This is a genomic window from Chroococcidiopsis sp. CCNUC1 (assembly GCF_023546805.1).
GTDB lineage: Bacteria > Cyanobacteriota > Cyanobacteriia > Cyanobacteriales > Chroococcidiopsidaceae > Chroococcidiopsis > Chroococcidiopsis thermalis.
The window spans coordinates 6,163,443-6,183,101 of sequence record NZ_CP097480.1 but is presented as its reverse complement, the minus strand read 5'-3'; the positions used below and the strand labels follow the sequence as shown (position 1 = coordinate 6,183,101).

Below are 19,659 nucleotides of genomic sequence, written 5' to 3'. Positions count from 1 at the left end.
ATACCTTCAGTTCCAACATCAATTCCAACATTTAGTCACCATTTGATTGACCAAATCAATTTAGAACTCAAAGTTAATTTTGACTTTTGACTTTTGGAGCAGCAACTTGACTGGAGGTGTCTACGTAATTTTTCAGGGACACTCAATGAAAGCTTGGCTATTATAGTATCGACTATTACCCAGGTGAGGGGTGTTTGCTATGGCTCGCTATACTTGTTCGTTTACAGTTGCAGATGATGTAGAGTTTTTGCGTCAATTATTGAGTCAAGTTTTGCACTCGTGCCATTTAGATATTCAACACGATAACAGCGATTACATGATGGCGCGAGAACGTCTGGGTCAAGTCTCGTTTTCAAAGCTAGTCAAGGTGGAAGCACTCATCGATAAAACTACCGCTACTACCTCAGCAACACGGGTAGATTTGATTGTCAAAAATGAAGAACTACCACTTCAAACAGATAATCACTGCTACCAAATATTTAATTTAGTCAAGCAGGCGATCGTAGATAATTGCCAATGGCAGTTAGTAGAAACTGCGGTTTAGTCGATTCAGATCGAAGCCTTCTACCTTCTGCCTTCCTGCATGAGTTTGCATCCAGGTTGCTGTTTTGCGAATTGGTCTAATCGTCAAAATCTGGCATCATATTGGGTCCAATCAGCGTCACGTCATATTCATCTAGTGGCGCTGAGGGAATAGTATCGCGTTTGAGGAGATAGTAGATTGCCCGTACCCTCGGACCAAAAACAACTTCATCCTCATCTTGCAGGTCGTGGACTTGAAGCTTGCGACCGTTAATTAATAATCCATTAGCACTCGGCTTGCCCTTAGCATCACCGTCTACAATTCGATAGAAGGAACTGCCATCCTCCTGTGGCAATCGAACTAAAGTGGCATGGCGGCGAGATACAAACTGTGAAAACAGCCGAATATCGCAGCGGGAGTCTCTACCAATAGAATAAACAGGACCGTCTAAAACAAACTCTTTGCGCCCTTGATCGTCTTCTATAATTAGTAGATGGTTCTGATTGGGTTGTGAAGGCATTGAAAGCGGGTTGTGATTTGTTGTAGGTTTTGACTCTCTAGAATATGTAACCTTTTGAGGTATCCATTACTCAACCACACTCTTGAGTAATCATTCTTGACCTAGTTTAACCTCGATTAGTTGAGATCGAGTCTATTTTTTAAACGACGTAATAACAAGGAGTTACTGACGACACTAACAGAACTAAATGCCATCAGCGCTCCCGCCGCCGCAGGACTGAGGACGAATCCCGATATTGGTAGTAATACACCTGCTGCGATGGGAATTCCGCAAACATTATAAGCAAATGCCCAAAATAGATTTTGGCGAATTTTGTTAAATGTCGCTCTACTAAGATGAATTGCTTCCACAACATCGGTTAATTTCGTTCCCATCAGCACGATCCCAGCCGTCTCCATCGCTACATCTGTTCCAGCTTGCAAGGCAATCCCCACATCAGCTTGAGCTAAGGCTGGCGCGTCGTTGATTCCGTCTCCAATCATGGCGACTACTGAGAAAGAATTCGGAATTCGGAATTCGGAATTCGGAATTAATTTTGAATTTTGAATTGTTCCGTTGTCTCCTTGTCCTCTTATCCTTCTTTGCTGAAGTTCTTGAATCACTCCTGCTTTTCCGTCGGGGCGGATGTTGGCAAAGACTTGCTTGATGCCCAGTTGTTGGGCGATCGCACTCGCAACTTCTTGTCTATCTCCAGTTAAAATAATGACTCTCAGCCCCATTTTTTGCAGGCTCTCAACGGTTTTCTTTGCCTCTGGTCTGGGGGTATCCATCACCGCAATTAGACCTGCTAACTGCCCCGCTACAGCAATGTAGATCGTTGTTTTACCTGCGGCTGCAAGTGTTTGAGCTTGGGTTTGCGTGGCTTCATCGATCGCTATTCCCTGTTGAGTCAACCAGTCTTCATTACCCAGGAATACCTGTTGTCCTTCGACTACAGCAGATACTCCCAATCCTGGTGCGGTATGAAATTCACTCGCTACTGGAATTGATAAACCCTGTTGCTTGGCTTCCTGTTGAATTGCTGTCGCCAGAGGATGAATCGATCCGCTTTCCGCCGCTGCTACTAATTGTAGGAGTGAGGAGTGAGGAGTGAGGAGTGAGGAGTGAGTGGTTAGTGGCTGGTGGCTAGTGGCTAGATCTTCTCCCTTGTCGCTGTCTTCCCGACTGCCGACTCCCGACTGCCGACTCCCGACTTCAATACAATCCGTCACCACGGGACACCCAGTGGTTAGGGTTCCAGTTTTATCAAATACCACTGTGTCCAGTTGGTGTACTCGTTCGAGGACATCCCCACCTTTAATTAACAATCCCCGTTCGGCTGCCATACCCGTACCGACTAAAATTGCTGTAGGAGTAGCGAGTCCCAAGGCGCAGGGACAGGCAACAACCATCACCGCGATCGCCAGTTTTAAACTGAGCAATAAGGGAGAATAGTGCGTAGGGGCGCACGGCTGTGCGCCCGTACAGAAGTGATGCGTGGCGTAGTAATGAGCTAAATGTTGAGTGTGTAGCGAGTGATGCGCGTGATGCCAATCTGTCACAGTTAAGACATCAGACCAAATATGAGTGCCGAAAAAGTACCAAAAGGTAAATGTTAAAGCTGCAACTGTTAGCACGCTGTAGGTAAAATAACCAGCTACCGTATCGGCTAATTTCTGCACTGGAGCCTTACGGGTTTGGGCTGCTTCTACTAATGCCACAATTTGAGATAGGGTGGTATCCTTACCTGTACGAGTGGCGCGAATGGCGATCGCACCCGATTGATTTAACGTCCCCGCTGCTACAGTATCCCCGATTTGTTTCATCACGGGAATCGATTCCCCTGTCAGCATCGACTCATCTACTGTTGTTTGTCCGATCGCCACTTCCCCATCCACGGGAATTTTTTCCGATGGTAAGACTTGCAACCATTCTCCAACACGGACGCGATCGGCAGGAATTTCAATACTCGTATTTTGTCCCTGGGACGTGACTTTTTCTGGATTTGGAATTAATCGTGCAACTTGGGGTTGTAGTGCAAGTAAATTTCTAAATGCGGTGGCGGCGCGTCCTCTGGCTTGTTGTTCTAACGTCCTGCCCAGTAAAATAAATCCCAGCAACATCACGGGTTCGTCAAAGAAGCACTCCCAACCCAGTTGAGGGAAGAGTAAAGCTATCAGGCTTGCCGTATATGCCGTTAGTGCGCCTAAGCCCACTAAAGTATTCATATTCGGCGCGTTGTGACGTAATCCTCGCCAGCCATCTACTAAAATTTCTCGTGCTGGTAGGAGTAGGGTAACTGTAGCTAAACCGCAGTGAAACCAGATATTACTTAAAATCGGTAAGACTGGTCCGCCTAACTCGCTCAAATGCCCGATACTAGAGAGAACGAGCAGTATGGATGCTACTGTCAGTTGTCTCTGTGCCGATCGCATTTTTTGGCGATGTTTTTCTTCAACATCTTCGCCAACGTTTGTTTGTGCTGTTTCCGCTGTCCTTGCTTGCGTTGTAAACCCCGCCGCCGTTAATCTTTCTGCTAAGACGGCTGGTTCGACTGCACCAGTTTCGCACTCTACAACTGCAACTTCCGTCACCAGATTCACGCAAGCAGAAATTACGCCGGGATGTTGAGATAATTGTTTTTCTACAGTTTTGACACAACCCGCGCACTTCATTCCCTGGACATCCAGAGTAATGCTTTCGGTTGACGTGGCGATCGCGCTAGTATCTACTGGCTGTGGTTCGGTTTTTGGGACAAGTTGCATATGACAACTAAGAGTGACTTGCAAAAAAGGCTCAGTAACCACTCTAGCGTTATTGCCACCAGTAAAGAAAGCCTGCTGATTCGTACAAATTGTTTTTAACCAAATTTAAAGCTTTTTCAAAACTTACAAGCTAAGTTAAATACCAAGAATTTTTCTTTTCGCGGCTTCAAACTCAGCATCATTTATGACACCTTGGGCATGAAGTATTGAAAGAGACTCAATTTGTCTAGCTATCCCAGAAGTTCTATAACCAGATTTTTTGGCTGAGTTATCCGAGTTAGAATTGCTGTCCTTATAAGCTTTTTTAGCAGCTTTTATGGCTTTCTTTGCCGTCATAAATTCTTGCCTTCTTTCCTTTTCAACATAGCCAACTAGCTTTCTACCATCATTTAAAATTACTTGAAAAAAATACTGTTTTTCCCTGTCCCATTTATTGAGATCGCCCATATCGGTCAAATCTAGTTGAGTAATATCAATTGTTTCCCCACAAATCTCGGCTACAACTCGATCTGTGTAGATGTGAATTATCTGCTTAAAAAAGGCATTTTTACCTATGTCAGACCTAAGTTTGGCTATTGAAAAGTGAAATGCATAGATAGAATTATTCATGATTCCGATAAAATCAACTAAAGTTCCAAGTTTGGAATGAAAAATTTGATTTTTTGATATTAGTCAAAATAGGTATTACCTACCTGACAAGCAGCACTACTATTGCTGGCTATTTCAATAGATAGCGTTCCCAGTTAGCTACTACATGCATCAAAACCATCGCGAATTTAATATTTCTTAAATTTTGCTGACTCAAGCTCTCGGACATAGCAGCATTGGAGCAAAAAGATTGTGCGATCGCATGTAACCTTTTTTCCACACAATACTCAACTCACCTTATGCTACGCTAGCAGCAGATGACCTTAATAGGACAGTAGAGTGATAATCGTACCATGAAAAATCTTTACGAAAAAGACTTTTATCAATGGACGCAACAGACTGTCCAGATGATAAAAGATAAACAATATAATTTGGTAGACTGGGATAATTTAATTGAGGAAATCGAGACTTTGGGCAGAAGCGAAAAAAGGGCAGTAAAAAGCCATTTAGTAATTTTATTAATGCATCTGCTCAAATGGCAATATCAACCAGAACATCGTAGTAATAGTTGGAAAGCTTCGATTCGCAATGCTAGAACTGAACTGAGTGATTTATTACAAGATAATCCGAGTTTAGCTGGCGATTTCTTAGTAGAAGTCTTACCGCTTGTTTATACTAGGGCAAGCGAGCAAGCCGCAGAAGAAACAACAATATTTTTACAGCATTTTCCTATTGAATGTCCCTACAGCTTGTCGCAAATATTGGATTTTGAATTTTTGCCAAGCTGATGCAATTGCCTATACTCTCTTTTCCAAAGTTGTGACTTTTGACTTTTAACTTTTGACTTTCTCAAGTAGCACCACTCCCCAAAATATACAAACTCACCAGCGTCCCACTATTCCACAAACTGTGCAGCAACATTGGTGCTAAAAGATTGCGCGATCGCGTGTAAACTATCCCTAAAATTATTCCCAACGTCATCAACGGTAAAATTTCTGAAAGACTGAGATGAGCTAAGGCAAACAAGAAAGCGCTCAAAATAATTGCCCACCAAACAGACATATATCTGGTAAGAGAAGGTAACAGAAAACCGCGAAACAGAAATTCTTCAAACAAAGGAGCAGCGATCGCGGCAGTAAAAAAGAATATACTCAAAGCTACACTATCTCGTGCTTCCAATGCTAACGATAAGAGCGGATTGCTACCGCCTTGCCCTTGCCACAATTGTTGATTGATAATTGACACGATCAATACCAAAGGCAAAGCAACGCAATACCCACCAAAACCCCATAATATCCAGTTACTTCGCCAGTTAAAACGAAACCAGCCTTCAGGGAGGGGAAAAAACGATTTAATCGATAAATATAAAACTCCCAGCCCTCCCGCAGCTAGTAGTAAGTAATTAACCAAAACGTAGAAAGCCTGAATCCTAATTTGTCCGCCTACAGGCTTGACACCAAGGAATGAAAGTGTTAGGGGAATTAACACTTGTCCCATCAGGAAAAAACCGACAATAAATACTTGCCAAACTATTTCCCCAGTCCAAGGTGTAACCCAAACTGTATCTTCATTTCGAGATAGAACAGATTCTTTGCCTTTTCTCAATCTCTGAGCTATCAAAAAAATCAGCAACCCTAAGCCAGTCACGCCTGCCAACCAGGGTAAACTACCAATAATTGCTAGCTTGACAATTGCCCGTTCGGCTAATTCTTGTTGTGTCGCTTGTAGTTGTGCAAATGCATCTTGTCGTTGCTGAAGTTCGTAGAGACGCAACAAAGCGCGATCGCGAAACCATCCGTCTAAATTAGTTTGAATCAACTGCTGTGCGTCAGGCAACAACCGCGCCGGATTGCTCCACAGTCCGATGAGGGCGTTAGCTGTTTCAATAATTGGGGTGTAGGGTGTAGGGTGTGGGGTGTGGGGTGTCGTAAGTGAAATACTCTCCCCCTGTCCCCCTTGTCCCCCTTGTCCCCCTTGTCCCCCTTGTCCCCCTTGTCCCCCTTGTCCCCCTTGTCTTATCAACTCTTCCCAAGTCTTCACCGCCTCCGCCGTCTTTCCTTGCTGTGCTTGGAGAATTCCCAAGCGTAAGGTGAGTTCGGCGTTGAGTTTTTCTAGTCGAGCGAGCGATCGCTGTGATATAGTCTCTTGGTTAGCACGAGACGTTTCTGTCACTGGTGGAGTGGCAGATTTAGGCTGAGGAGTAGCTGGTGCGGATTCAGGTAGAGATCGCGCTTGTTTGAGTTGTGCTAAAGCTTTCTTAATGTTTTTCTGGGTAGAAGTCTTAGCTTCCTGATATTGCTCGATTGCTGATTCTATGGGCTTATCTCCCAACAAAGCTTTACGAGCATTAGTCAAATCTTTACCCCCACTATCTTGGGGTTGCCACTCGGCAGCACGCAAGAGAAGATTAGTTTCGTAGAGTTCCAAGCGACTTTGAAACTGGGGCTGCTGCCAACTTTGCCATAAAGATGCTCCAGCCAGTAAAACTGTTAACACCGTCAACACACTTAAAACTACCCGCTTAATTGTCATGCCACACTCTAGAATGCGATCGCCCTTCTTGAGCATTATGGCAAGAAACAGCCAGGGGGAAAAATTTTTCCCTAGCGATGGCGATCGCTGCAAGTTAAAATGACCCTGGCAATAAATTTGAATTCTAAACCTTAGCTCTTATCTAAATGACCACTCGTGTTGTAATCGTGCGCCACGGACAAAGCAGCTATAACGCCGAACGTCGCATCCAAGGACGTAGCGATGTTTCAGTCTTAACAGAACAAGGGCGTGAAGATGCCCTCAAAGTCGGCGCAGCCCTGAGCAATCTCAACTTTGCCGCTATCTACTCCAGCCCGCTGCAACGTGCCAGACAAACAGCAGAAATCGTTCGCAACTGTTTTGCCACGACAACACCTCTAACAGTTACAGAACAATTACTAGAAATTGACTTACCCTTATGGGAAAAGCTCACAGTCCATGAAGTCAAGGAGAAATTTCCCACAGATTACCGCTTGTGGCACGAGTTTCCTCACGAATTCAAAATGGAGCTACAAACGCCTCAAGGCACAAAAGAGCATTTTCCCGTCCTCGCCCTCTATCAACAAGCACGGCAATTTTGGCAAGATATTCTCTCCCGCCATGCTGGGGAAACTATCTTAATTGTGGGACACAACGGCATTAACCGCGCCCTCCTCAGTACCGCAATTGGCATTTCTCCCAGCCGCTATCATTCCATCCAACAATCCAATTGCGGGATTAGCGTTTTAAATTTTAAACCCCCCTTCCCGCCTAGTGAAAGTCAGGGTCAAGGCGGTTCCGTACAGCTTGAATCAATGAATCAACTCGCCCACCTGGGCAGAGATGTTTTACCATCTTTCCGACCGAACCATCAAGGACAAAGAATCTTACTGATTCGGCATGGCGAAACCGAGTGGAATCGCCAGACCAAATTTCAAGGGCAAATAGACGTTCCCCTCAATGACAATGGCAGAGAACAAGCCCGTAAAGCCGCAGAATTTCTCAAAACCGTAAAACTCGATTTTGCCTTCAGCAGTCCGATGCTGCGTCCCAAGGAAACAGCCGAAATTATTTTGCAGCATCACCCGGAAACTCAACTGAAGTTATATGACGGACTCAGAGAAATCGGTCACGGACTTTGGGAAGGAAAATTAGAAGCAGAAATCGAACAAACATTTCCAGGGGAACTAGAACGGTGGCGGACAGTACCAGGTGAGGTGCAAATGCCAGAAGGAGAAAATTTACAGCAAGTCTGGGAACGCAGCGTTGTTGATTGGCAGACAATGCTATCTTCGGTCACCGATCGCCCTCAGACAGGTATAGTGGTGGCACACGATGCCACAAACAAAGTTTTGCTATGCCACGTTTTAGGTTTATCCACCGCTCAGTTTTGGAACTTCCGCCAAGGTAACGGAGCCGTGACAGTCATTGATTATCCTCAAGGCTTAAATGGTTTACCCGTGTTGCAAGCAATGAATATTACCACCCACTTAGGCGGAGGCGTACTCGACAAGACCGCAGCTGGAGCGTTGTAAATATCATTGGTCATGAATAAGTCAAAAGTCAAAAGTCAAAAGTCAAAACCAAGAACAACTAACCACGATTTATTACAAATGACATAGGGCGAAGCCCTTCCCGTAGGGTATGACAAATGACAAATGACGATGAGTGAATTACTACGACAAGTACGGGTTATCGATCCGGTGACGGGGAGCGATCGCCAAGCATGTGACGTGTTAATTGTAGATGGCGCGATCGCGGCAATAGCGCCACAATTGACCGATTATCCAGCTGATACTCAAGTTAATGACTGTCAAGGCTCGATCTTAGGCACGGGGCTGGTAGATCTCTACAGCCATTCGGGAGAACCAGGGTTTGAAGAACGAGAGACGCTGGCAACTCTTGCAGCAGCAGCTGCTGCTGGCGGCTTCACGCGCGTTAATTTGTTACCCGATACCGTTCCGCCTGTGGATAACTCGGCTGTGGTGTCTAGGCTACTGGGAAAGGGACAAGGGGGACAAGGGGGACAAGGAAGAACTGAGAAATTTGCTCCCTTGTCTTCCCCTCTCCCTTGTCTCCTCAGCTCCCTCAGCTCCCTCAGCTCCCCCAGCTCTCTTTTTGGGGTGCGCTCACAACCGGAGTCCAGGGACAGCAAATGACGGAGTTAGCAGAATTGGGAGCGGCGGGAATTGTGGGTTTTGCTGACGGTCAGCCAATTGAAAATTGGGGGCTGTTGCGGCGGATGTTGGAATATCTCAAACCTTTAGATAAGCCAGTAGCGCTCTGCGCTTGTCACCGTGGTCTGGTTGGCAATGGAGTGGTGCGAGAGGGTGTTTACTCTATGCGATCTGGCTTACCAGGAAACCCCGCGATCGCCGAAACAACTGCTCTGGCTGCTCTGCTAGAATTAGTTGCCGCGATTGGTACTTCCGTGCATCTGATGCGGGTTTCTACTGCCCGTAGCGTTGAGTTAATCGCAACGGCAAAAGCACGCGGTTTACCAATTACCGCTAGTACGACTTGGATGCATCTATTGCTCGATACCAAAGCCTTGAGCAGTTACAATCCTGCTTTACGGGTAGAACCACCTTTAGGCAATCCTGAAGATGTTGTAGCCCTACGCCAAGGCGTGCGGACGGGGGTTATAGACGCGATCGCGATCGACCACACGCCCTATACCTATGAAGAAAAAACGGTTGCCTTTGCGGAAGCACCTGCTGGGGCAATTGGCTTAGAACTCGCTTTACCCTTACTCTGGCAAAATCTCGTAGCAACTGGAGAATTTTCCGCCTTAGAGTTATGGCAAGCCTTAAGTCACCGTCCATCTGAGTGCTTGCAACAGAATGTAAATGCGATCGCTCCCAACTCGCCAGCGGAATTGATTCTCTTCGACCCCCAACACACTTGGACTGTGACGCAGCAGACTTTAAAATCTCGCTCTCACAATACCCCTTGGTTGGGTCAACAAGTCAACGGTCGCGTTGTCAAAATCTGGCTGTAGAGTCTAATTTAATTCAACTCTCCAATTCGGTTGAGAGGCCAAAACCGGACAATTGCCCGACCAATGATATTATCTCTAGGGACAAATCCCCAAAAATGACTGTCATAACTGTTGTTGCGGTTATCACCTAAAACTAGGTAAGAATTCGGTGGTACGGTGACAGGTCCGTACTGGTACTGTGGCGGAGCTTCAATATACTTTTCCTGTAAGGGGCGATCGTTGATATAGACCCGCTCTCCTTTAACTTCTACTTTATCCCCTGGCAGTCCAACAATGCGTTTAATAAAAGCGTCTTTCAGGTTAGGATTATCTTTTTTAATTGTCTCTGTAGGTGAAAATACTACAATATCGCCCCGTTCCGGCTCGACAAAATGATAACTGACTTTGTCCACAATCAGCTTGTCATACTTTTGGAGTGTCGGAACCATTGATTCCGAGGGAATCCAGCGGGCTTCTGCCACAAAGGTACGAATACCCAAAGCCAAAATTACACTCAAGATAATTGTTCTGCCTAGTTCTCCAATCCACGAACCTTCGTTGTCTTGAGGAGAATTCTGCTCTGGCACTTGATTTTGGACTCGCGACATAGATGCTAAATCTTGTGTTTAGGGGGTAGTAGGTAAAAAAACGTAACTTGGTGAAAAATGTTGCTTGTTAATCGGATCTATAGAAATTGTATTCTCTCTATTATCAGTTATCAGTGGCTAGTGGCTAGTGGCTAGTGGGGTGTGGGGTGTAGGGTGTAGGGTGTAGGGTGTAGGGTGTAGGGTGTGGAGATTGTAAATTTCTTTCTCCCTTGTCTCCCTTGTCTCCCTTGTCTCCCAACTTCCGACTTACCAGTTCTATATGTCATCTACTTCTAGCTTACTCATTCGCCACGCTCGTATTCTGTTGCCCTCTGGAGAATTTCTCTTGGGAGATGTTCTGACTCGCGATCGCCAGATCGTTGAAATTGCCCCAAATATTCCCACTCCCAGCGACGCAGCCGTGACGGAAATTGACGCAACGGGTTTAACTTTGCTACCAGGGGCGATCGATCCGCAAGTCCACTTTCGCGAACCAGGACTGGAACATAAAGAAGATTTATTCACCGCTAGCTGTGCTTGTGCTAAGGGTGGAGTGACTTCATTTTTGGAGATGCCTAACACTCGTCCGCTGACGACGACTCAACAAACGCTAGATGACAAGCTACAACGAGCTGCGCAAAAGTGTGTAGTCAATTATGGCTTTTTTATCGGAGCAACTGCTGAAAATCTCCCCGACTTGCTGACTGCCCACCCCACACCAGGGATCAAGATTTTTATGGGTTCGATGCACGGGGCATTATTGGTAGATGGAGAAGCGTATTTAGAAGCAATTTTTGCACGGGGCGATCGCTTAATTGCCGTTCATGCTGAAGATCAAGCCCGCATTAACCAAAGACGACAGGAATTTGCTGGCATTCACGATCCGGCAATTCACTCGCAAATTCAAGATAATCAAGCCGCGCTTCTAGCGACACAATTAGCGCTCAAACTGTCGAAAAAGTACCAACGTCGCCTGCATATTCTCCATATGTCTACAGCAGAAGAAGCGGAGTTATTGCGGCAAGACAAACCGAGTTGGGTAACGGCGGAAGTTACACCCCAGCACTTGTTACTCAATACCAGTGCTTACGAAACAATCGGGACTTGGGCGCAGATGAATCCACCCCTGCGATCGCCTCACGACAATGAAGTTCTCTGGCAAGCTTTACTCGATGGTGTCATCGATTTTATCGCCACAGACCATGCGCCACACACCTTAGAAGAGAAAGCCCAGCAATATCCCAATACACCTTCTGGTATGCCAGGGGTAGAAACATCTTTGCCTCTCATGCTGACACAGGCAATGCAAGGGCGCTGTACCGTCGCCCAGGTATCTCATTGGATGTCTACAGCTGTAGCCAAAGCTTACAAAATACCTAATAAAGGGGCGATCGCCCCAGGTTATGATGCCGATCTCGTCCTCGTCGATTTGAATAACTACCATCCCGTCAGACGAGAAGAATTACAGACAAAATGTGGCTGGAGTCCCTTTGAAGGTTGGAATTTAACTGGTTGGGCTGCCTACACCATTGTCGGCGGTCAACTCGTCTACGATCGCGGCAAGTTAAATACTCAAGTTAGAGGGCAAGCTTTGAGTTTTGGCGAGTAATTGTTGACAGTTATCAGTGAAGAAAGGGTGTGGGGAGAATTCGGAATTCGGAATTCGGAATTCGGAATTCGTTGTGACTTGTCTTGCTACCTCTGCCCCTCTGCTCTCTGCTCTCTGCTCTCTGCTCCCTGATAACTGGTCACTGATAACTGACAACTGGCAACAACTTCAGCAAATTTACGGATATATTTTTTAAATAGCTAAATATTAATAAATTCTAAAACTCATATCAAATAAGATAATACCGCAAACCTACGGAGGACTTAAAAATAGGAAATGTTAGGAGTTCACGACATCAGTAAATTTACGGTGGTAGCCCTATAGAACTTTATGATTTCCTAAGAATGTTATTCACCTCGACGGGTTAACAATCCTCATTGGTAGCAGACGATCGCTTTTTAAATTTACTTTTTTAAATTGAAATTATTGAAGGCGATAACTGGGTTGAAATTACACTTAGCCGTGCTGCAATTATGGGGTTTGGAAACTTCTTTAGTCAAGCTTTTAAGGGTTAGCAAAGTCAAACCCATGAGACTACGCCAAAAAATACTGCCAATTGTCGGAACTACTATAGTTAGCCTGGTTACAGTTCTTTACACTACCTCGTCTACCGTTTTACTTGGTAGCTTTATCCAGTTAGAGCAACAGGAGACTCGCGCTCGGGTTGAGCGAGTCCAAAAAGCTTTGGATGAAGAAATTTTTCGAGTCAATCTGATTGCTACAGATTGGGCTGAATGGGACGAAACTTACGTGTTCTTTGACAACTCGAATCAAAGCTATATTGACAATAATGTAGATAATCTTAGTCTCACTAACGTCCAGCTAAACTTAGTAGCTTTTGTCAATTCATCGGGGGAAATTGTTTACGGAAAATTTTCCGAGCCGACCTGTCAAAAATGCTTACCCGTTGGTAGCGATCTTCAGCAACATTTGGCTAGCAAGGAACTGTTGCGGGGAGATAATGCGATCGCCGGATTAATTCTGCTTCAACGTACCCCAATATTAATTGCTGTCAGACCGATTCGCAAAACAGAGCGGAGCAAATCGAGTCATGGAGTCTTAATTCTCGGTCGCTATCTCAACCGCGATGCGATCGCTCGCATATCCGAACGCACTCATCTCGATTTTGCTCTACACGCAGTTAATGACGATCGCCTACCTGCCGATCTCCAAGCAGCAAGGACTGCTTTATTGCAGCAGCAAGTTTTGGTGCGTCCTCTCAACGAAGAAACTATTGCTGGATATACTCTGATTAGGGATATTTACGGGCAACCTGCTGTCATTGTGAGCGTTAAAATGCCCAGAAATATCTACCATCAAGGACAAGCTAGCATTCGCTACTTATTTTTATGCTTATTGGTCGTTAGTGTAAGCGTGAGCGCGATCGTGCTACTGCTACTCGATCGATTAGTGTTTTCAAGGCTTTCTAGCCTCAGCAGCAATGTTCGCAGTCTCAGCACGGGAGATGCAGTATCCCAAAATATAGCAGCAAATAAAGATGAACTATCAAGCTTAGCAGATGCAATTAATCATATGCTGCAAGCCTTAGCAGATTCTCAATATCAACAACGAGCGAGGGAAGAACGCTATTACAAATACAGCAAGATTTTAACCGAGCTAGCTAAGCGACAAACGGCAGAAAATAGCGACCTCAACGCTCGTTTACGTGAAATTACGGCAGCAGCAGCCGATACTCTAGAGGTGGAGTATGCCAGCGTGTGGGTGTATAGTCCTGGAGGCAGAAAATTACAGTGTGCGGCTCTATATCAATGCAGTACTGCTGCGTATACAACAGGGATGGAGTGGCAAGCGTCAGATTATCCTGGTTACTTTAAAGCCTTGCGTCAAGAGCGAGCATTAGCAACAGCAGATGTACGCACCGAACCCAAAACCAAAAAAATGGCAGAGCGATTTTTGGGAAAACTTGGAATTGGCGCAATGGTGAACGCACCAATTTACCTCAATGGTAGGATTGTAGGTATTGTCTGCCACGGACACAAGAAAACATCACGCCAATGGTTAATTGAAGAACAAAATTTTACAGCTTCGATCGCGAATTTAGTTGCTTTGGCATTATCAGCTTGGGAACGACAACGATCGCAAGTTGCCTTACAGTCAGCCTACGACGAAGTAGAAAACAGAATTCGCGAACGGACTGGAGAATTGGCAGAAGTCAATCAGCAACTCCGCGCCGAAATTCTCGCGTGTCACATCACCGAGAAAAAACTGATGCATCAAGCTTCGCACGATCCTTTAACTGGATTGGCTAACCGTACTTTATTCATGCAACGTTTAGATAGCGCTCTCGATGGCAGTCAACAAGAACATTCTTTATTAGCTGTTTTATTTGTTGATTTAGATCGGTTTAAATCAGTTAACGATACTCTAGGACATGCAATTGGCGATCGCTTGTTAATTGCAATTTCACATCGTCTGCAAGCTTGTCTGCGCCCAGACGACTTAGTAGCCAGGTTAGGAGGAGACGAATTTACTATCTTACTAGAAAATATTAAAAATACGAATGATGCCGTACATGTTGCCGAGCGCATTCAACGAGAATTAAATTTACCTTTTCACTTCGGCGGACATACGATCGATACTAGCGCTAGTATTGGCGTTGCCTTTAATCTTACAGGTTACGAACGACCGGAAGATTTGTTACACAAGGCTGACCTCACTATGTATCGGGCAAAAACTACTGGTAAAGGACGTTATGAAATTTGCGATCGCAATCCAGTCGAACAGTCGGCGCGGCGATAATTTATTTCTCTACTCCCGATAATGCAACCCTGATTCCTAAAGCAATTAAAACTGCTCCCATTGCCTTTTCTAAATAATGGGTAACTGAAAGTAATTTTTCTTTAAGTATGGGGTGAGACATGACGAGCGCTACTGATGTATACCAAGTAAAAGTCATTATTCCCATTTGCAAGCCGTACCAAATTTGAACGGGTATAGGTGTAAGCGGGTTGATAACTTGAGTAAATAAACTTAAAAAAAATAAAGTCACTTTAGGATTGAGAATATTGTTAACAAACCCCATTCTAACGGCTGCTAGCTTACTAAGATCTTGACTAGTCTGCGAGCGTCTAGACTGCTGTTCTAGTTGCCGTCTTGGTTTTGCTATTAATGATTTATAACCAAGGTAAATTAGATAAGCAGCACCTAAATACTTAATCAAAGCAAATAAAACAATCGATCGCGAGATAATAAAACCAATCCCAATTAAAGAATAACTAGCATGAACCAAAATTCCCAAAGTTAAACCGAGAGCAGAATAAATTCCCGTTCGCCGCGAATAAACTAAACTATTACGACAAATCACCACAAAATCTGCTCCAGGTGCAATAATCACTAGAAATTGTAAAATAGCTACAGCAATTAATTCAGGTAATAAAGGCATAATCTAATTGAAAGTTTCCAATCCAGGTAAGTTCAGCTATGCGATCGCGATCGTCTCGATGCATCAGTCGAATCAGGAGATAATCTAACGGCTTGTAATCTAACTTTTCTGCCCATTCAATTGCCACAATTCCAGGGGCAAACTCTATTCCTTCCCAATAAATTTCTGGTTGTAATTCTGTAATTTCTGTTGGTTCTAAACGATACAAATCGAAATGATATAAAGGTATTCGACCTTCTAAATACTCGCTAATTAACGTAAAAGTAGGACTCTGGATTGGCTCGTGAATCCCCAAACCCGCACCAATCCCCTGTACCAAAGTCGTTTTCCCACTACCTAGATCGCCTTCTAACAAAATCGTACTACCAGCAGGCAAACAGCGCCCTAAATTAACACCAAGCGATCGCGTTGCTGCTGCATTTGTTAACGAAAGTACAATTGTCTCTCTCATGATTTGAATGAGTAGTTATCAGTTATCAGTTATCAGTTACTACTGGTTAGTCATAACTTCTGTCTCCTGACTCCTGACTTTTGACTTTTGACTTTTAACTTTTGACTTTTAACCTCATCCTCTCATCTTACTCGCCCGACTGTACCAGCGAAATAGGACTCCTGCCAAGCGTTGCGGGTTGTGACGTACTAAACCTTGTTCGTCTTCATCCATCACGTTAGCAAGGATAATTCGTCGCTTTAACTGTGCTACTTCTTCGCGATCGAGAAAGACAGGATGAGAATTTTCTTGAGCGTAGCGGATTAAGCTAGTTTCTGAAGGAGATTGCTTTTGTACGAGTACAGCACTAAATAAATGTCGCCCGCAAGCGCGATCGATCGCGCGAATGTGATCTGCAACAGAATAACCTTGAGTTTCACCTGGTTGAGTCATGATATTGCAGACGTAGATACAGGGAATCGGAGGATTGCCTTTTTGACACCGTTTGGCGATCGCGGCGGCGATTTCTGGTACTAACAAATTAGGAATGATACTAGTGTAAAGACTGCCAGGACCAATAACAATAAAGTCTGCTTCCTCGATCGCTTGCAAGGCTTTGGGTAGTGCTGGGGGATTGGTAGGAGTGCAACCGAGTCTGATAATACTACCCTTAGCATGAGTGATATTAGACTCCCCTTCTATCCGGCGACCGTCCGCTAATTCTGCCCACAAACGCATATCGCTGAGAGTTGCTGGCAACACTTGACCTCTGACAGCAAGAACCTTGGAACTTGCCGCGATCGCCTGTTCCAAATCTCCAGTAATATCGCTCATAGCGGTCAAAAATAAATTGCCAAAACTGTGTCCGACTAATCCATCTCCAGCTTTGAAGCGATACTGAAATAGTTCTGTCAATAATTTTTCTTCTGATGCTAGCGCTGCTAGGCAACTACGAATATCTCCTGGGGGTAAAACGCCGATTTCGCGACGCAACCTTCCAGAGGAACCGCCATCGTCCGCTACGGTGACAACAGCAGTAATGTTAGCACTGTATGTTTTCAATCCCCGTAATAGCGTTGATAGTCCCGTACCACCACCCACAACCACAATTTTTGGTCCTCGGTTTAAGCGGCGATAGTTCAACAGTAAATCGATCAGTTCTTCATCGCCATCCGTGCGGAATACCTCAGTAATTGAACCTACGGTTCGAGATTGCCCCCAGAGAATTAACAAAAAGCCCAATAACAAAACTAAAGGACCGCTAATATAGCTAGGTAAAATAGTTGTAACTTTATTGAGAAACCCTTCAACTAATTGAATTGCATAAAAAATTGGTGTTAGTTTAATCCAGATTGCCAAACCTAAACCAACAAAACACACTCCACTAGCACTAATTAATAACCAGCGCTTGATTGATAAACCAGGAGATAACCACTTAAACCATTGGTTGACACGATAGGGAGTGACAGCGCGGGAGTCCTGCCGAAAATACTTGAGAATTCGTTTAGGAGTATTAAAAGGCATAACTGGATACGTGGCAGGTGGACATAACGCAGGTGAATCTGATGCAGGTGGATATGACAATGTATATCAGACGATCGACCAACTAGAAACTAAGTCACTTTAGAGAACTTGCAAAAGAGAACTTGCGGAACAATGATAGCAATCTAGACATGGGAACGAGGTAAAAGGGTTCAGTGGGATCGAAACAACAAATTGAACAACGGCTGGAAAAACGCCTAGAAAAACGGATTCTGGGATTAGATCCCGGGCTAGCAATTTTAGGCTTCGGTGCTATTTGTACGCCAGTAGGAGATCCGATCGCAACAGCAACTTCATTAAAGTCTGCCCCAATTCCGACCCAAGCGATCGCCACTTCGGTCAAGTTGCTAGACTTTGGCATAATTCAAACTGCTGCTAAAAACGAGATCGGCAGCCGACTTTGTACGATTTATGAAGATTTACATACCATACTTCAAGAATGGCAACCGGACTTAGTAGCAATTGAAAAGCTGTTCTTTTACCGCATGGCTAGTACTATTTCCGTAGCTCAAGCACGGGGAGTTTTAATGCTTGTCCTAGCCCAGCACAACATCCCCTACATCGAGTTTACTCCCGCCCAAATTAAGCAAGCGCTGACGGGGTGGGGCAATGCCGATAAACGCGATGTCCAACTCGCAGTAGCCCGCGAATTAAATCTAGACTACATCCCTCAGCCAGACGACGCTGCTGATGCTTTAGCAGTAGCCTTAACTGCATGGTTTCAAGTCTAGGGAGCAGTTACCAGTTATCAGTGACTAGTGACCAGTGACCAGTGACCAGCAACCATTAACCGTCAACTATCAACTACCAATTACCAATTACCAATTCCAAATGACAAATAACAAACTGTCTACTGTCAGAAAAACAAAAGTTGTTGCTCGGTAAGATATTCCTATACACGCTCTTGTCTTATGGTTTCACTCGCTCGTAAAAACCTGCTGGAAGATATTCCTCGCTTTTTGGTAGCGCAAGCAGGAATTATGTTCGCCGTGAGCCTGGTAACTATTCAAACAGGGATCTTCAATGGATTTACGCGATCGGCAGCACAGTTAATATATAATGCCAATGCTGATATTTGGGTAACTTCTGATACATTAGTCCAGCCAGAACTCAGCTTGCCGCTACCAGCAACAACATTAGACCAAGCTCAGGAGATAGCAGGAGTAGCACGCGCTGAAGCACTGATCTTTAAAAGTGCTGTTTGGCGACATTCCAGCAGCGATATCAATTTGGTAAGGGTGATTGGTTTCGATCCGCAAGGACAACTATTTAACCCCAACAATTTGATCCAGGGTAGTAGGCAAGCTTTGCAACAACCTTACACAGCGATCGCAGATACTAGCACGTTGCGATCGCTAAATGTTAGCAAAGTTGGCGACATAGCAGAACTTGGTTCTCTACCAGTGCGTTTGGTAGGCTTGACTCAAGGTAATCGCTCGATTACTTCTAATCCTTTTGTTTTCACGTCTTTAGAGAATGCCAATGCTTATGCAACTGGTGGTCAGAATGCTAGGTTGTCCTGTAAGTTGCAGACTGGTTCAGAAGACATTCAATGTACGAGTATACCGACAAATCAGAAACAGAGTCCTCAAGCTAAACCACGTCAGCTAGCAGCTTCAGATACGATTTCTTTCATTTTAATTCGCGCTCAATCTGGGCAAGACCTGCAACAGCTCAAGCAGAGATTAGAAACAGCTATTCCCAATACCACTGCATATACTCAAGCTGAGTTGATTAAGAAAACGCAGCAGTTCTGGCAGCGCCGAACGGGGGTTGGTTTTATTTTGGGGTTGGGTGCAACTGTAGGCATTATCGTAGGGGGCATCATTGTGGGTCAAATTCTCTATTCTTCCGTCTCTGACCATTTGCGCGAGTTTGGCACGCTTAAAGCAATGGGGGCATCCGATTGGACTATATATGGCGTAATTATCGAACAATCGCTTTGGATGGCGGTTTTGGGCTATATCCCAGGTATAGTTCTTTGCTTTGGAGTCGGTGCATGGACTTTTGCGACGCAGGGTATCACGATCTTGATTACCCCTGCTACGGCGATCGCCGTGTTTGGCATTACGGTAGCAATTTGTGTCGGTTCGGCAATCTTTGCCATTCAAAAAGTAACGCGGGTCGATCCGGCAATCGTCTTTAAGGCATAATTTCCTTCTTCCCAGGGAGAGAAAAAAACTATTTACAATATCTATATACAACTTCATAAATGCTTCATT

Annotated in this window: 16 protein-coding genes and 1 pseudogene; 8 read left to right on the top strand and 9 right to left on the bottom strand. The window is 44.8% G+C overall.

Going from position 1 to position 19,659, the window contains the following annotated elements; translation table 11 throughout:
- The first annotated feature begins 199 nt into the window (after positions 1 to 199).
- Positions 200 to 544 (top strand): hypothetical protein, encoded by a 345-nt coding sequence (locus M5J74_RS28615; protein ID WP_106168974.1) that lies wholly within the window; start codon positions 200 to 202, stop codon positions 542 to 544.
- Between the two features lie 76 nt (positions 545 to 620).
- On the opposite strand, the gene M5J74_RS28610 is transcribed toward M5J74_RS28615, so the two are convergent.
- The 3 genes from M5J74_RS28610 to M5J74_RS28600 all read right to left on the bottom strand — a co-directional run bounded on the left by M5J74_RS28610 (position 621) and on the right by M5J74_RS28600 (position 4,396).
- Entirely contained in the window at positions 621 to 1,043 is a 423-nt protein-coding gene (locus tag M5J74_RS28610) for an FHA domain-containing protein (RefSeq protein ID WP_015157263.1), read from the bottom strand.
- 116 nt (positions 1,044 to 1,159) lie between these two features.
- The gene (locus M5J74_RS28605; RefSeq protein ID WP_250014678.1) at positions 1,160 to 3,787 is read right to left on the bottom strand and encodes a cation-translocating P-type ATPase; all 2,628 of its coding nucleotides are present in this window, start codon (positions 3,785 to 3,787) and stop codon (positions 1,160 to 1,162) included.
- A gap of 135 nt (positions 3,788 to 3,922) precedes the next feature.
- Positions 3,923 to 4,396, bottom strand: a complete 474-nt coding sequence (locus tag M5J74_RS28600; protein ID WP_250014676.1) for an SHOCT domain-containing protein — start codon at positions 4,394 to 4,396, stop codon at positions 3,923 to 3,925.
- A gap of 332 nt (positions 4,397 to 4,728) precedes the next feature.
- Between M5J74_RS28600 and M5J74_RS28595 the strand changes: the two genes are divergently transcribed.
- Positions 4,729 to 5,163: a DUF29 domain-containing protein gene (locus tag M5J74_RS28595; RefSeq protein ID WP_106168971.1), complete on the top strand. Its 435-nt coding sequence runs from the start codon at positions 4,729 to 4,731 to the stop codon at positions 5,161 to 5,163.
- A 61-nt stretch (positions 5,164 to 5,224) separates the two neighbouring features.
- Here M5J74_RS28595 and M5J74_RS28590 read toward each other — a convergent pair whose 3' ends face one another.
- Positions 5,225 to 6,907 (bottom strand): type II CAAX endopeptidase family protein, encoded by a 1,683-nt coding sequence (locus M5J74_RS28590; RefSeq protein ID WP_250014674.1) that lies wholly within the window; start codon positions 6,905 to 6,907, stop codon positions 5,225 to 5,227.
- A gap of 146 nt (positions 6,908 to 7,053) precedes the next feature.
- Here M5J74_RS28590 and M5J74_RS28585 point away from each other — a divergent pair, with 146 nt between their 5' ends.
- Both M5J74_RS28585 and M5J74_RS33715 read left to right on the top strand, forming a co-directional pair.
- Positions 7,054 to 8,421 (top strand): histidine phosphatase family protein, encoded by a 1,368-nt coding sequence (locus M5J74_RS28585; protein ID WP_106170400.1) that lies wholly within the window; start codon positions 7,054 to 7,056, stop codon positions 8,419 to 8,421.
- A gap of 123 nt (positions 8,422 to 8,544) precedes the next feature.
- A pseudogene (locus M5J74_RS33715) lies at positions 8,545 to 9,887 on the top strand (dihydroorotase).
- Positions 9,888 to 9,895: 8 nt separating this feature from the next.
- Here M5J74_RS33715 and lepB read toward each other — a convergent pair.
- Both lepB and M5J74_RS32970 read right to left on the bottom strand, forming a co-directional pair.
- The gene (gene lepB, locus M5J74_RS28570) at positions 9,896 to 10,474 is read right to left on the bottom strand and encodes a signal peptidase I (RefSeq protein WP_015157258.1); all 579 of its coding nucleotides are present in this window, start codon (positions 10,472 to 10,474) and stop codon (positions 9,896 to 9,898) included.
- Between the two features lie 131 nt (positions 10,475 to 10,605).
- Positions 10,606 to 10,740 (bottom strand): hypothetical protein, encoded by a 135-nt coding sequence (locus M5J74_RS32970; protein WP_256498643.1) that lies wholly within the window; start codon positions 10,738 to 10,740, stop codon positions 10,606 to 10,608.
- On the opposite strand from M5J74_RS32970, the gene M5J74_RS28565 reads away from it, so the two are divergent.
- Both M5J74_RS28565 and M5J74_RS28560 read left to right on the top strand, forming a co-directional pair.
- On the top strand, positions 10,734 to 12,062 hold the full coding sequence (locus M5J74_RS28565) for a dihydroorotase (protein ID WP_250014668.1): 1,329 nt from the start codon (positions 10,734 to 10,736) through the stop codon (positions 12,060 to 12,062). The genes M5J74_RS32970 and M5J74_RS28565 overlap by 7 nt on opposite strands.
- 417 nt (positions 12,063 to 12,479) lie before the next feature.
- Entirely contained in the window at positions 12,480 to 14,822 is a 2,343-nt protein-coding gene (locus M5J74_RS28560; protein WP_250014666.1) for a diguanylate cyclase domain-containing protein, read from the top strand.
- 1 nt (position 14,823) lies between these two features.
- Here the strand turns inward: M5J74_RS28560 and M5J74_RS28555 are convergent, their stop codons facing one another.
- The 3 genes from M5J74_RS28555 to yvcK form a co-directional block, all read right to left on the bottom strand.
- Entirely contained in the window at positions 14,824 to 15,465 is a 642-nt protein-coding gene (locus M5J74_RS28555) for a LysE family transporter (RefSeq protein ID WP_250014649.1), read from the bottom strand.
- On the bottom strand, positions 15,449 to 15,916 hold the full coding sequence (gene tsaE / locus M5J74_RS28550) for a tRNA (adenosine(37)-N6)-threonylcarbamoyltransferase complex ATPase subunit type 1 TsaE (RefSeq protein WP_250014647.1): 468 nt from the start codon (positions 15,914 to 15,916) through the stop codon (positions 15,449 to 15,451). Before tsaE ends, M5J74_RS28555 begins: the two co-directional genes overlap by 17 nt.
- A 114-nt stretch (positions 15,917 to 16,030) precedes the next feature.
- A complete protein-coding gene (gene yvcK / locus M5J74_RS28545; RefSeq protein ID WP_015157253.1) occupies positions 16,031 to 17,419 on the bottom strand; it encodes a gluconeogenesis factor YvcK family protein in 1,389 nt (462 codons plus the stop codon).
- Positions 17,420 to 17,622: 203 nt separating this feature from the next.
- Between yvcK and ruvC the strand changes: the two genes are divergently transcribed.
- The gene (ruvC, locus tag M5J74_RS28540) at positions 17,623 to 18,168 is read left to right on the top strand and encodes a crossover junction endodeoxyribonuclease RuvC (protein ID WP_041463549.1); all 546 of its coding nucleotides are present in this window, start codon (positions 17,623 to 17,625) and stop codon (positions 18,166 to 18,168) included.
- Between the two features lie 180 nt (positions 18,169 to 18,348).
- Complete coding sequence (locus M5J74_RS28535) at positions 18,349 to 19,590, top strand: FtsX-like permease family protein (RefSeq protein ID WP_015157251.1); 1,242 nt, start codon at positions 18,349 to 18,351, stop codon at positions 19,588 to 19,590.
- The last annotated feature ends 69 nt before the right edge of the window (positions 19,591 to 19,659 follow it).

Bases quoted from the DNA above. Each gene is read 5' to 3' on its own strand.
- M5J74_RS28555 (WP_250014649.1), bottom strand. From the start codon at position 15,465: ATGCCTTTATTACCTGAATTAATTGCTGTAGCTATTTTACAATTTCTA.
- M5J74_RS32970 (WP_256498643.1), bottom strand. From the start codon at position 10,740: ATGACATATAGAACTGGTAAGTCGGAAGTTGGGAGACAAGGGAGACAA.
- M5J74_RS28585 (WP_106170400.1), top strand. From the start codon at position 7,054: ATGACCACTCGTGTTGTAATCGTGCGCCACGGACAAAGCAGCTATAAC.
- tsaE (WP_250014647.1), bottom strand. From the start codon at position 15,916: ATGAGAGAGACAATTGTACTTTCGTTAACAAATGCAGCAGCAACGCGA.
- lepB (WP_015157258.1), bottom strand. From the start codon at position 10,474: ATGTCGCGAGTCCAAAATCAAGTGCCAGAGCAGAATTCTCCTCAAGAC.
- M5J74_RS28600 (WP_250014676.1), bottom strand. From the start codon at position 4,396: ATGAATAATTCTATCTATGCATTTCACTTTTCAATAGCCAAACTTAGG.
- yvcK (WP_015157253.1), bottom strand. From the start codon at position 17,419: ATGCCTTTTAATACTCCTAAACGAATTCTCAAGTATTTTCGGCAGGAC.
- M5J74_RS28610 (WP_015157263.1), bottom strand. From the start codon at position 1,043: ATGCCTTCACAACCCAATCAGAACCATCTACTAATTATAGAAGACGAT.
- M5J74_RS28590 (WP_250014674.1), bottom strand. From the start codon at position 6,907: ATGACAATTAAGCGGGTAGTTTTAAGTGTGTTGACGGTGTTAACAGTT.
- M5J74_RS28595 (WP_106168971.1), top strand. From the start codon at position 4,729: ATGAAAAATCTTTACGAAAAAGACTTTTATCAATGGACGCAACAGACT.
- M5J74_RS28535 (WP_015157251.1), top strand. From the start codon at position 18,349: ATGGTTTCACTCGCTCGTAAAAACCTGCTGGAAGATATTCCTCGCTTT.
- M5J74_RS28605 (WP_250014678.1), bottom strand. From the start codon at position 3,787: ATGCAACTTGTCCCAAAAACCGAACCACAGCCAGTAGATACTAGCGCG.
- M5J74_RS28565 (WP_250014668.1), top strand. From the start codon at position 10,734: ATGTCATCTACTTCTAGCTTACTCATTCGCCACGCTCGTATTCTGTTG.
- M5J74_RS28615 (WP_106168974.1), top strand. From the start codon at position 200: ATGGCTCGCTATACTTGTTCGTTTACAGTTGCAGATGATGTAGAGTTT.